The 13,045-nt window shown below is 67.2% G+C and carries 8 protein-coding genes and 1 pseudogene (1 of these 9 running past the window's edge); all 9 read right to left on the minus strand.

The window, feature by feature from the left end:
- Positions 1-2,709 (minus strand): annotated as a pseudogene (locus A2X88_09995) (chromosome segregation protein SMC); it reaches 234 nt to the left of the window's first position.
- 163 nt (positions 2,710-2,872) lie between these two features.
- On the minus strand, positions 2,873-5,638 hold the full coding sequence (locus A2X88_10000; protein ID OGP33353.1) for a pyruvate, phosphate dikinase: 2,766 nt from the start codon (positions 5,636-5,638) through the stop codon (positions 2,873-2,875).
- A 21-nt stretch (positions 5,639-5,659) separates the two neighbouring features.
- Positions 5,660-7,741, minus strand: coding sequence for a glycine--tRNA ligase subunit beta (locus A2X88_10005; GenBank protein OGP33354.1), 2,082 nt, complete (start codon positions 7,739-7,741; stop codon positions 5,660-5,662).
- A gap of 28 nt (positions 7,742-7,769) precedes the next feature.
- The gene (locus tag A2X88_10010) at positions 7,770-8,648 is read right to left on the minus strand and encodes a glycine--tRNA ligase subunit alpha (GenBank protein ID OGP33355.1); all 879 of its coding nucleotides are present in this window, start codon (positions 8,646-8,648) and stop codon (positions 7,770-7,772) included.
- Positions 8,649-8,733: 85 nt separating this feature from the next.
- Positions 8,734-9,495, minus strand: a complete 762-nt coding sequence (locus A2X88_10015) for a DNA repair protein RecO (GenBank protein OGP33356.1) — start codon at positions 9,493-9,495, stop codon at positions 8,734-8,736.
- Positions 9,496-9,540: 45 nt separating this feature from the next.
- The gene (locus A2X88_10020; protein ID OGP33357.1) at positions 9,541-10,293 is read right to left on the minus strand and encodes a hypothetical protein; all 753 of its coding nucleotides are present in this window, start codon (positions 10,291-10,293) and stop codon (positions 9,541-9,543) included.
- Position 10,294: 1 nt separating this feature from the next.
- Positions 10,295-11,056: a hypothetical protein gene (locus tag A2X88_10025; GenBank protein ID OGP33358.1), complete on the minus strand. Its 762-nt coding sequence runs from the start codon at positions 11,054-11,056 to the stop codon at positions 10,295-10,297.
- Positions 11,053-11,910: a methylthioadenosine phosphorylase gene (locus A2X88_10030; GenBank protein OGP33359.1), complete on the minus strand. Its 858-nt coding sequence runs from the start codon at positions 11,908-11,910 to the stop codon at positions 11,053-11,055. Before A2X88_10030 ends, A2X88_10025 begins: the two co-directional genes overlap by 4 nt.
- 66 nt (positions 11,911-11,976) lie before the next feature.
- Positions 11,977-13,023: a 23S rRNA (adenine(2503)-C(2))-methyltransferase gene (locus A2X88_10035; GenBank protein OGP33360.1), complete on the minus strand. Its 1,047-nt coding sequence runs from the start codon at positions 13,021-13,023 to the stop codon at positions 11,977-11,979.
- Positions 13,024-13,045: the final 22 nt, after the last annotated feature.

Genomic DNA, 13,045 nt, shown 5'->3' on the forward strand with positions numbered 1-13,045 from the left:
CCCGAGCCGCCGCTCCACCCCTTCCTGGACCGCCGCGAGCTCGACCGCCGCGCGCTCGATCGCCGCCCGTCCCTCCTCGACCGAGCGCCCGATCGTCCGGATCTTCTCCCGGTAGGCCTCGTTCCGACGTTTCCGCTCCCCGATGACCGCGAGGCGGCTGTCCAGCGACTCGCGGAGCCCCGAGAGAAGGGCCTGGCCGGAGCGGAACTTCTCCTCCATCCCCGCCCCCTCGACCTCCGCGGCGTGGAGCCTCGTCCTTGCCTCCTCCAGGACCCCGAGGCTCTCCTCCACCTGCGCGACGAGGAGCCGGACCCGTTCCTCCTCCTCCCCCCGGGCCTGGCCGGAATCCCTCGCGGCCGACTCGCAGGCCGTCAGGTCGAAGGAGATTCTCCCCGATTCCGTTCCGAGATACTCCCTCTCCTGGACGAGGGAGGCCACCGTCTTCCGGGCCTGCTCCGCGGCGGCCTGCAGGACCGCCCCGGACCGCCGCGCTTCGGCGAGCGCCGCCGCCCGCTCCTCGCGCAGGGAAGCGAGTCGGGCAAACTCCTCCTCAAGCCGCCCCCGTTCCCGCCGGACCCGGCTCTCCTCCTCCGCGAGGCGGGCCACCTCGCCCGCCTGCCTGGAGACCTCCTTCTCGAGCTCCCGGATCTCCCGCTTGACCGCGAGTACCCGGGACTCCCCCTTTTCCTGAGCCCCTCCGACCAGGATCCCGTCCGCGGTAACCATGTCCCCGTCGAGGGTGACGTAGGAGTTCCAGACCCCGTTGCGGTTCCACAGCTTGAGGGCGCACTTGAGGTCTCGGACCAGCAGGGTCCCCCCGAGGAGCCCCCGGACCAGCCCCCCGCATTCCTCGGAGACGCGGACCACGTCGGTCAGCGGCATCAAGACTCCCTCCTCGCCGACGTAGGCGACCGATTCCTCGCGGGAGCGCAGCGTCACCGGGACGAACACCCCCCTCCCCTCCCGGGACTCCTTGAGGTACTGCAGCGCCGAAAGCCCCTCGGACTGGTCCCGGACGACGATCGACTGGATCCGCTCCCCGAGCACCGCCTCCACGGCCCTCTCGTACTCCGCATCGGTCTCGATCAGCTCGCCGATGACCCCGACGATCCCCCGCTCCTCCCCGGCGGAGCCGTTCCCCTTCCCGGAGTAGTTGTTCAGGACGGCACGGACGCCGGAGGAGGCCCAGTCCCGCTGCTCCTGCACCCGGGCCAGCGCCGAGCACCGGGAAGTCGCCTCCGAGAGCGCCGCCTCCGCGCTCCGACGGGACTCGGTCCCCGATTCGAGGAGGGACACCGCCTGCGAAAGGGCGTCCGTGGCCTGCCCCCGCGCCTCCTCGGCCTCGGCGAAACGACCTGCCGCCTCCGACTCCGCCGCCTCCGCGACCCGACGCTCCCCCTCCGCATGCCCGGCCGCGATTTCGGCCTCGGCGATCCGCTCGTCGAGCCTCGCCAGGACCCTCGCGTTCTCCTCCAGCACCCGCTGCATCGACTCCCGGCCGGACAGAGCGTTCGAGTGCATCGTCACGCGCACCATCAGGTCGGACTTGGCCTGCTCCGCCAGGCCGTGCAGGCGCTGATGCTCGGCGCGGGCCGCCTCCGCATCCCCGGACAGCCCGGAGAGCCGTCCGCGGAACGCCTCCGCTCCCTCCCGGAGCTGCCTCTCCGCCTCCAGCGCCTCGCCGGTCCGCCGGGAGAGATCCTCCGCCTCCCGCGTCAGCGCGGCGATCTCCCCGGCCGTATCCTCGATCATCGAGCCGAGCTGCCCGGACTCGCGGACCATCCCCTCCCACTCCGCCTGGCGGCGGGCGCTCTCCTCCTTGCGTCCCGCCTGCTCCGCGCGCGCGGAGGCGACGGCCCCCTCCGCCTCCGCCAGCCGGATCCGCTCGGTCTCCCGCTCCGCCTCGAGGGCGGCCATCCCCGACCGGGCGCTTTGGAGCGCATCCTCGACGCCGGACAGGTCCCGCGCGATCCGCTCCCCCTCTGCCACGAACTCCCGGAACCGGGCGGCGGCGATCCGCAGATCGAGATCCCGGAGCTCCTCCCGGAACGCCTTGTACCGCTCCGCCTTTCTCACCTGGCGCTCCAGGCTTCCGAGCTGGCGCTTCACCTCCTCGAGGATATCCCTCACCCGGGCGAGGTTCTGCCGGGTGTTCTCCATCTTCCGCTCCGCCTCCCTCCTGCGGACGCGGAACCTGGCGACCCCGGCCGCCTCCTCGATGATCATCCGCTTCTCGTCGGGCCGGGCGTTTACGATCGTCATGATCTTGCCCTGCTCGATGATCGCGTAGCCGCGGGCTCCCGCCCCGGTGTCCAGGAAAAGTTCGGCGATGTCCTTCAGCCGGCAGGGAGCGCGGTTGATGAAGAACTCGCTCTCCCCGTCGCGGAAGGTCTTGCGGGTGATCTGGATCTCGGCGTACGACTCGTACCCGGGGGGGGAACCCCCGTCCTGGTTGTCGAAGGTGAGGGACACCTCCGCCATCCCGAGCGGGCCCGCGGCGTCGGACCCGGCGAAGATGACATCCTCGAGCGCCTTGCTCCGGAGGTAGGTCGGCGCATGCTCCCCGAGGACCCAGCGGATCGCGTCCACGATGTTGGACTTCCCGCACCCGTTGGGGCCCACGATCGCCGTGATCCCGTCGGAAAACTCGAAGGTCGTCTTGTCGTAGAAGGATTTGAAACCGAAAAGCTCAAGTTTTTTAAGCTTCATGAGACCCTTGCGGCCGTCCCCCCCGAAATATCGCGGAACATCAACATGATGTATACGTCGGTGCCGTCGGACCCAATATATGGTGTTTCACCGGCGATGTAAAGGCAAAAAAAACGGCGGCCCCCGGAGGGGCCGCCTCGGATGCAAGATTTGGTGAAACTCCTTATTTTTTCCTGCTTTTTTCCGCCTCTTTTTCCCGGAGGACGGCCTGGGCCGCCGCCAGTCGTGCGATCGGCACCCGGTAGGGGGAGCAGGAGACGTAGTCCAGCCCGACCCGGTGGAAGAATTCCACCGACCGCGGGTCGCCGCCGTGCTCCCCGCAGATCCCGATCTTCAGGTTCTTCCGGGTCGCCCGTCCTTTCTCCACCCCCATCCGCACCAGCTGCCCCACTCCCGTCTGGTCCAGCGTGGCGAACACGTCCGCCTCCAGGATGTTCTCGGGACGCGATGCATACTTCACGTCGCAGGAGGCGCAGGAGAGATCCTTCTCGAGCTTGGTCCCGCAATTCGGGCAGATCTCCGAGCGGGCCATGTAATTCTGGATGAACTTCCCCGAATCGTCGCGCGAAAAACCGAAGGCGGTCTGCGTGAGGTCGTTCGTGCCGAAGGAGAAGAACTCCGCCTCGACCGCGATCTCGTCGGCCGTCACCGCCGCGCGCGGCAGCTCGATCATGGTCCCCACGGTGAAGGGGAACTTCCGCTTGTATCGCTTCATCGTCTCCGTCGCCACCGAGACGACCAGCTCCTTCTGGGCCTTCATCTCGCGGGCGAGGCTCACCAGCGGGATCATCACCTCGGGCTGGACCCGGATCCCCTCCCGGGTCACCTCGCAGGCCGCCTCGAAGATGGCCCTCGCCTGCATCCGGCTGATCTCCGGATAGAATATCCCGAGCCGGCAGCCGCGCAGGCCGAGCATCGGGTTGAACTCGTGCAGTTCCTCCACCCGGGCCAGCAGCCGCTTCTTCTCCTCGACGATCGAACGGTCGGCGTGGATCAGCTCCAGCTTGGTCACCTCGACCATCAGCTCTTCCCGCTTCGGGAGGAACTCGTGGAGCGGCGGGTCCAGGAGGCGGATCGTAACCGGGTACCCCTTCATCTCCCGGTAGAGCCCCTTGAAGTCCTCCCGCTGCATCGGCAGGAGCTTTGCCAGCGCCTTTTCCCGGTCCTCCTTCGTGCGGGCCAGGATCATCTCCTGCATGATCGGGATCCGGCCCTCGGCGAAGAACATGTGCTCCGTCCTGCAGAGCCCGATACCCTCCGCACCGAACCCCCGGGCTGTCTTCGCGTCCCTCGGCGTGTCGGCGTTCGCCCGGACCTTCAGCCGGCGGATGGAATCGGCCCATGACATCAGCGTCCCGAACGCCCCGGTCATCTTCGGCGAGATCAGCGGGACCTGCCCCAGGAGGACCTCGCCGGTGCTTCCGTTCAGCGAGATGAACTCCCCCGCCTGGATCGCGCGCCCTCCGACGAGGAACCGGTTCCGCGCCTCGTCCACGTCGATCGCCTCGCACCCGGCGACGCAGGTCTTCCCCATCTGCCTCGCGACGACCGCGGCGTGGGAGGTCATCCCCCCCCTCGCGGTGAGGATCCCCCGGGCGACGTCCATCCCGTGGATGTCGTCGGGGCTCGTCTCCTTCCGGACCAGGATGACCGCCTTCCCCTCCGCAGCCATCTCCACCGCCCGGTCCGCGTGGAACACCACAGCCCCGGTGGCGGCGCCCGGCGAGGCGGGAAGCCCCCTCGCGATCACCTCCACCTTCGCCTTGGGGTCGATCACCGGATGGAGCAGCTGGTCGATCTGCTGCGGCTCGATCCGCATCAGCGCCGTCTCCTTGGTGATCAGCCTCTCCTTCACCATGTCCACGGCGATCTTCAAGGCGGCCGCCGCGGTCCGCTTCCCGTTCCGGGTCTGGAGCATGAAGAGCTTCCCGCCCTCCACGGTGAACTCGAAGTCCTGGATATCCCTGTAGTGCTTCTCCAGCTTCCCGGTGATCTTCACGAGCTGGTGGAACACCTTCGCCATCTTCTGCTTCTTCATCTCGGTGATCCGCTGGGGGGTCCGGATGCCGGCCACGACGTCCTCCCCCTGCGCGTTCACCAGGTACTCCCCGTAGAACTCCTTCTCGCCGGTCGCCGGGTTCCGGGTGAAGCCCACCCCGGTCGCGCAGTCGTCCCCCATGTTCCCGAAGACCATCGCCTGCACGTTCACGGCGGTGCCGATGTCGTCGGGGATGTTGTTCGTCTTCCGGTAGTACTTCGCGCGCTCGTTGTTCCAGGAGCGGAACACGGCGTCGCGGGCGAACTCCAGCTGCTTCTTCGGGTCCTGGGGAAACTCCTTCCGGGTCTTCTCCTTGACCAGCGCCTTGTACCGCTTGCAGACCTCCTTGAGGTCCTCCGCGGTGAGGTCCAGGTCGAAGGCCGCCCCCTTCTCCCTCTTCTTCGCGTCGAGGATCTCCTCGAAATGCTCCCGGTCGACCCCGAGCACGACGGCCGAAAACATCGTCAGGAAGCGGCGGTAGGAATCGTGGGCGAACCGCTCGTTCTTCGTCTTCGCGGCAAGCCCGGAGACCGACTTGTCGTTGAGCCCCAGGTTCAGGATGGTGTCCATCATCCCCGGCATCGAGAACTTCGACCCGGAGCGGACGGACACCAGGAGCGGATTCTTCGGGTCGCCCAGCTTCTTCTTGCTGGTGCGCTCGAGGCGGGCCAGGTTGGCCGCGATCTCCCGGTTCACGTCGGCCGGGATCTTCCCGCGGTTCCGGTAGTAGAGGTTGCACACCTCGGTGCTGACCGTGAAGCCGGGGGGAACGGGGATCCCCAGGTTCGTCATCTCGGCGAGACCGGCCCCCTTGCCGCCGAGAACATCCTTCATCTTCCCGTGGCCTTCGGCTTTTCCCCCGCCGAAGAAGTAGACCCGCTTCGCGCCCATCCGGTTCTCCCTTCCGGTATCTTATTTTTGCGGACTCACCGCCACCCGGGAGAAATCCGCCACCGAGGCGAACAGCCCGGAAAGATTCTTCAGCAGGGCGAGCCGGTTGTTCCTCACCTTGTCGTCCTTGGCCATGACGAGCACCTTGTCGAAGAAGGCCGAGACGACCGGCTGGAGGCGGGCCATCTCCCGGAACGCCTCCTGGTACTTCCCGCTCTTCGCCGCGGCCCCGACCCCCTGGGATACGCTCCCGAACGCCTGGTGGAGCGCCCGCTCCTCCTCGTGCTCGAACAGGGCGTCCGACACCGTGAGCGGACCGGCGTACCCCTTCGTGATGTTGATCGCCCGCTTGAACACCTCCGCCAGCGGCTCGAAGGCCGCCTCCTTCCGGAAGGCGACCAGGGCGTCGAGCTTGCCCCGCATGTCCGGAACGTCGGTCAGCCCGGCGGCGAGGACGGCCTCGACGAGGTCGCCCGGGGAGCCCTGCGAGGACCAGAAGTGGAAAAGCCTCCCGGAGACGAACTCCGTCACCTTCCGCTTCACCTCGTCCTGCGGGGACTTGAGCTTCCCCTTCAGGGTGGCGAGCGACCGGTCGACCAGCTCCTCCAGGGAGATCCGCAGCCCCCGGGCCTCGAGGATCGACAGGATCCCGAGCGTGTGGCGCCGCAGCCCATACGGGTCGGCCGTCCCGGTGGGGATCAGCCCCACGCCGAAGCAGCCGCACACCATGTCGATCTTGTCGGCGATCGCGACCGCGGCTCCCGTGTCGGTCGAGGGGAGCTCGTCCGACTGCCCCTTCGGGAGGTAATGCTCGAAGACCGCCTGCGCCGTCTCCTCCTTCTCCCCGGTCTTGCGGGCGTAGTCGCGCCCCATGACCCCCTGGAGTTCGGGAAACTCCTTCACCACGCCGGTCGTCAGATCCGCCTTCGAGAGGAACGCCGCGCGGCCGCACTGCTCCGCCTTGGCCGGGAAGCCCTTCGACGCGACGAAGCGGGCGATCTCCGCCATCCGCTCCACCTTCTCCCAGTAGGTCCCCAGATCGGCCTGGAACAGCACCCCCTTGAGCGCCTGCGCCCGGTCGAAGAGCGGCTTCCGAAGATCGTCCTGGTAGTAGAACTCCGCGTCGGAGAGCCGCGCGCGGATCACCCGCTCGTTCCCGGTCACCACCACGGAGTTGTCGGGCACGATCATGTTCGAGGCGAAGGCGAAGCCGGGAAAGAGCTTCCCCTCCCCGTCCTCGAGGACGAAATACTTCTGGTTGTTCCGCATGCTGGTCACCAGGATCTCCCGGGGAAGGGCGAGATACTTCTCCTCGAACCGCCCCGTCAGGACCACCGGGTATTCCACCAGGTTCGCCACCGTCTCGAGAAGGGGATCGTCGCGGACCCACTTCCGGCCGGTCGCCTGCTCCGCCTCCCGGATGCCGGCCAGGATCCGCTCCTTGCGGACCTCGAGGTCGACGAACACCTTCGCGTCGGAGAGCTTCCCGAAATACTCCCCGGTCGAGGACAGGGCGATCGGCCCCGGCGACAGGAAGCGGTGGCCGTAGGTGGTGTTCCCGGCCGTCACGTTCCCGAAGGAGAACGGGAGCACCTTCTCTCCGTAGAGGGAGACGATCCAGTGGACCGGGCGGGCGAACCGGATGTCGAGATCCGCCCAGCGCATCGTCTTCTTGAACGGGATCTCCGGGATCCAGCCGGCGACCAGCCCGGGGAGAACCTCCCCCACGGGGGCCGCGGCGGCTTCCTTGACGTAGCCCAGGTATTCCCCCCGGTCGGTCTGGAACATGCGGAGGGCCGACACTTCGATTCTCTGCGCGCGGGCGAACCCTTCCGCCGCCTTCGTCGGCTTCCCCTGCGCGTCGTATCCGACGCTCTTCGGGGGCCCCAGCACCGTCTCCTGGGAGGCGGCCTGCCGGTCCTCGAGGTTCCGGACGACGTAGGCGAGCCGGCGGGGCGTCCCGTAGATGTCGACCTTCTCGAAGGTCAGTCGGGCCTTCCGGAGGATCTCGGCGAACTGCTGGCCGCCGAACCAGAGCGCCGGTCCGACGAACCCGGCCGGGATTTCCTCGCATCCGATTTCCAACAAGTAGTCCTGTTTCATAACCCCTCTTGTCCCTGCGGGAGGAGGATCAGCGGGAGAATCGATTCATGAGCGGGAATCCGAGCTCCTCCCGGGATTTCAGGTATCCGGTGGCGCAAAGCCGGGCCAGGTTGCGCACCCGTCCGATGTAGGAGATCCTCTCCGTGACCGAGATCGCCCCCCGGGCGTCCAGCATGTTGAAGGTGTGGGAGCACTTGAGGCACATGTCGTAGGCCGGGAGGACGAGATTCTCGTCGATCAGGCGGAGGCACTCCTTCTCGTACATCTGGAACAGGGAGAAGAGCATCGGGATGTCGGCCTTCTGGAAATTGTAGGTGGAGAACTCGACCTCCCCCCGGTGGTGGACGTCCCCGTAGGTCACGTCGCCGACCCACTTCAGGTCGAACACGTTCCCGACGTTCTGCAGGTACATCCCGATCCGCTCGATGCCGTAGGTGATCTCCCCCGAGACCGGCTTCAGGTCGATCCCTCCGCACTGCTGGAAATAGGTGAACTGGGTGATCTCCATCCCGTCCAGCCACACCTCCCAGCCGAGCCCCCAGGCCCCCAGCGTGGGCGACTCCCAGTCGTCCTCGACGAACCGGATGTCATGCTTCATCGGGTCGATCCCGACCGCCTTGAGCGAGTCCAGGTACATCTCCACGTAGTCGTAGGGGCATGGCTTCATGATCACCTGGAACTGGTAATAGTGCTGGAGCCGGTTCGGGTTCTCGCCGTAGCGGCCGTCGGTGGGCCGCCGGGAGGGCTCCACGTAGGCGGTGTTCCAAGGCTCCGGTCCGAGGGCCCGGAGGAAGGTCGCCGGGTTGAAGGTGCCGGCGCCGACCTCGATATCGTACGGCTGGTGGATGACGCATCCCTTATCCGCCCAGAAGCGCTGCAGGGCGAGGACCAGGTCCTGGAAAAGCAAGGTGTCCTCCGAAGGAAACGTGATAGGGATACATATCATCCCCCGCGAGGGGCTGTCAAGAAATATCGTTATAAATAGAGGGGTTTTAAGGCTTTTCCGGCGGAACGGCACCCCCGAGGCTTCGCAGAGGCTTCCCGATGCACCACTCCAGGTATTTTGGGATAACCGCCTGTAATTCATTAAGAATCTTTTCGGTAATCCGAAGGCGCTCCGGGGCGGCCGGAGTGGAGGACTGGAGAACCCTCCAGGTCTTCACGGCGCCCAGAGACAGGGGGATCCCTCCTCTTCCGGAGCATGGGTCGCAATAGATCCTCCCCTCCGCGACCTGGAACCGGAACAGGTTCCGGTCCGCCTTGCCGCATCGCTTGCACGACGAAAGGTCCGGCCCGAACCCCGCCACGGCGAGAAAGGCCGCCTCCGCCTTTCTTCCCGCGGAATGGGGAACCGCACCTCTGGAGAGCGACCGGATTCCCGAAAGCAGGTGGGAAAACGCCTTCGGTTTCGGACCGGGCTGCGGAAAGAGGGCCACGGAGAGTTCCAGGAGGTAATCGGCGTGCCGGACCCTTTCCCAATCCTCCAGAAGGTTCCAGAAGAATTCGGCTACGGCCGCGCCGGTCAGCAACGGGAACCTTCGGGGCACTTCGGTCCAGGTAATGTCCAGCAGGACGTAGCGCTGGAGGGCGCCCCCGAACCGCTTCCGGCTGCGGTGGGCCGATTTCGCCACCAGGGTGACCTCCCCCTCGTCCTCCGTGAAGAACGAGAGGCGCCGGTCCGCCTCCCCCACATCCGCGGAGCGCACCAGGAAGGCCCGCGAGGAGCGGAAACGGCGCGGCCCGGCCGCCGGCATTCTCAGCGCGCCGGACCGGAATTGACGGGGAGAGATCCGCCCCCCCTACTTTCCAATCCGGATCTCCTTGACCTTCCCCTGCTCCCCGAAGGGGGGAAGCGCCTCTCCGTTCAGGGTGCCCTTCACGCCGCCGGCGTTCCCGAGTTTGAGGGTGATCGTTCTCGCGGCCTGGACGCTGATCCGGTCCCCCGGGTAGAGCATCACGTCGACCGGATCCGCCCCGTCCCTGCTGTACATCACCCAGGTCAGTTCGCTCGCCTCCAGGAGCAGCTGGTAGGGGGGATCGGCGATTCCGGGAGCCGCCGGTTTCGCGGAGGGCTCCGGAGCGTCAGGCGCCGCGGGGCCGGGAGGGGCCGCCGGCTCGGTCGGTGCGGGAGCCGCCGTTTCCGGAGCCTTCAGCGGCTGCGGGGCGGTCCGCATCGAGTACCAGGACAGCAGGACGCCCACGAGAAGCACCCCTGCGGCGGCCATCGAGAGGATCGCACGACGGCTTACGCGGCGGTGCTCCCGCTGGATCCACTGGGGAGCTCCCTGGGCCGGGGCTTCCGACGGGGCAAGGGTCCCGATGTAGGCATAGTACTCGGTCAGCACCGGCTCGGGGTCCTCTTCGAGCATGCGGGCATAGGCCCGGATGAATCCCGAGGAGAAGACCCTCGGGGGCCACTTCTCGAAGTTGGACTCCTCGATCCCCTGGAGGTACTTCCGGCTGATCCGGAGCTCCTGGCCCACCTCCTCCAGGGTCTTCCCCATCCGTTCCCGCTTCGCCTTCCAGGACTCGCCGGTGCTCATCCCCGTCATCCTACCGCCCGCCCTGCCCCAGGAGGTCGAGGGTTTTCGCCGCCTGACCGCGCAGTCCCGGCTCGGTGCTGTGCGCCAGGACGTTCCGGAACGCGTCCGCCGCCTCCCGGTTCCGCTTCAGCTTCAGGTAGACGCTCCCCAGATCCATCCAGCCCTGGGCGAAGGACGGGGAGACCTCCAGGCACCGCACGAGGGTCTTCGCGGAATCCGCCCATCTCCCCCCCTCTCCCTGCGCCAGGGCGAGCCCCCGGTACGCCTCGAGGAACGAGGGGTTCAGGACGATCGCCCGGCCGTACATCGACTCCGCCTTGGCCAGATCCTTCCTGCGGAGATACTCGCGTCCCATGTTGTAGTAGCCGTACTCCGGCGTCGGGTAGAGCACGTTCGACACCGCCTTCTCGTACTCCCGGATCGCCTCGTCTCCCCGGCCGAGCTGGCTCAGCAGGTTCCCGAGGTTGTTGTGGGCCTCCGCGTATTCCGGCCTCTTCCCGATCGCGATCCGGAAGTGCTCCTCCGCCTTTCCGAGATCCCCCCGGGACTGATAGGCCAGCCCCAGCATCATGTCGATCTCGGGGTTTTCCGGATCCAGCTCCGAGGCCTTCGTGAGCTCCCGCATGGCGGCGGGAAGGTTGCGCTGTTCCAGGTAGGTGACCCCCATCTGCATCCGGGCGGAGGCCTCCTTCTTCCGCTCGGGCGACGTCCCGGCGCAGGCGAGGAGCGACAGCACCGCGGCCAGGAGGAGAGGCAGGATCCGCCGGGTCACAGGTATTTCCCGATCAGCAGGGAGAGGGCCTTCCTCGAGGAGGAGGGGATCCTTTTCCGGTCGGTGATGAGAGCATATTTCAGCGATTCGCCGCATCCGCACCCCTCTTTTCCTGGAAGCCGGCGGGCCGCCTCCCGGACGATTTTCTTGGAGGTCTCGACGTTCCGGCGGAGGAGCTCCAGGATGGCCTCGATGGAGACGTCCTCCCCCGATTCGTGCCAGCAGTCGTAGTCGGTGGCCAGGGCGAGCGTCGCGTAGCAGATCTCCGCCTCGCGGGCGAGCTTGGCCTCGGGCATGTTCGTCATCCCGATCACGTCGACCCCCCACTTCCGGTAGATCCGGGACTCCGCGCGCGTCGAGAAGGCGGGCCCCTCCATGCAGAGGTAGGTTCCCCCGCGGTGCACCCTCCGGGCGGCCTTCCGGGCGGCCTTCCAGGCGACCTGCGCGAGCCCGGGACAGACCGGGTCGGCGAACGGGATGTGCCCGACGATCCCGTCGGAAAAGAAGGTGTTCGTCCGCTGGCGGGTATGGTCGTAGAACTGGTCGACCACCACGATGTCGCCGGGGCGGATCCTCTCCCTCATGCTTCCCACGGCGGAAATCGAAAGGATCCATCTCGCGCCGAGCTTCTTCAGGGCGTAGATGTTCGCCCGGAAATTGATCCGGTGGGGAGGGATCCTGTGCCCCCGGCCGTGCCGGGGAAGGAACGCCAGGGTCCTCCCCTCCAGCTCGCCGACGACCAGGGAGTCCGAGGGGTCGCCGAAGGGGGTCCTCACCTTGACCCGGCGCACCTTCCTCATCCCTTCCATCTCGTAGAGGCCCGAACCGCCGATCACGCCCAGGATGTCCGCCATCCGCCTCCCTGTCCCTTCGACCGGTTTTTCCCCACCATCCTACTGTAGGGAGAAGCTCCCGAGCGCTCAAGGGTTTTTCGCGTGCCTGCCGTGCAGCTGCCCGCAGGCGGCCCGGATGTCGGCGCCGCGTCGATCCCGCGTGATCGTCTGGATCCCCGCGGCCAGCAGGATCCCGCGGAAGCGTTCCACCGTTTCCCGCGGGGGAGCCTCGAACTCCCCGAAGCCGTGCTCGTTGAACGGAATGAGGTTCACCTTGACGCGCGCCCCCGCGAGCAGGCGGGCCAGATCCCGCGCGTCCCGCGGGGAATCGTTCACCCCGGAGAGGAGCACATACTCGGCCGTCACCCTCCTGCCGGTCTGCAGGGGGATCCGCCGCATCGCCGCGACCAGCTCCGCGAGCGGAACGTTCCGGTTCAACGGCATCAGCTTCGTCCGAAGGTCGTCCCGCGCGGCGTTCAGGGAGACGGCGAAGCTGACCGGGAAGCGCCCCGCCAGCTCGAGCATCTGCGGGAGTACCCCCGCGGTCGACACGGTGACCCGCTTCCCCGACAGGCCGAACCCGAAGGTGGAGAGCAGGATCCCGATCGTCCTCGACACCTCCGGGAGATTCTCCAGCGGCTCCCCCATCCCCATGAAGACCACGTTGGTAAGACGCTCCCCATGCTCCGCAAGCCTGCGCGCGGCGAAACAGGCCTGGTGCACGATCTCCGCGGAGGTCATGTCCCGCCGGAAGCCGGTCGCCCCGGTGGCGCAGAACCGGCATCCCAGCCGGCACCCTACCTGGGAAGACAGGCAGAGGGTCCTCCGCTCCTCCTCCGGAATCAGGACGCTTTCCACCGCCTCCCCGTCCTCCAGCCGAAAGAGGAATTTCTCGGTCCCGTCCGAAGAGATCTCCACCCGCTCCGCGGGGGGGGAGGAGATGCGGCAGGAGCGGAGAAGCTGTTCCCGGAAATCCCGGGAGAGATCGGTCATCGCGGAGAACTCCTCCACGTGCCGCCGGTAGATCCATCGGGAGAGCTGCCTCGCGCGGTAGCGCTCCTTCCCCCAGGAAGAGAAGAAGGCCTCAAGCTCCGGCAGGGGGATCCCTTTCAGGTCGGTCCGCCCGCGCTCCATGGGACCATCATACCCCTCCCGC

It is taken from the genome of Deltaproteobacteria bacterium GWC2_65_14 (assembly GCA_001797615.1).
Lineage (GTDB): Bacteria > Desulfobacterota > Deferrimicrobia > Deferrimicrobiales > Deferrimicrobiaceae > GWC2-65-14.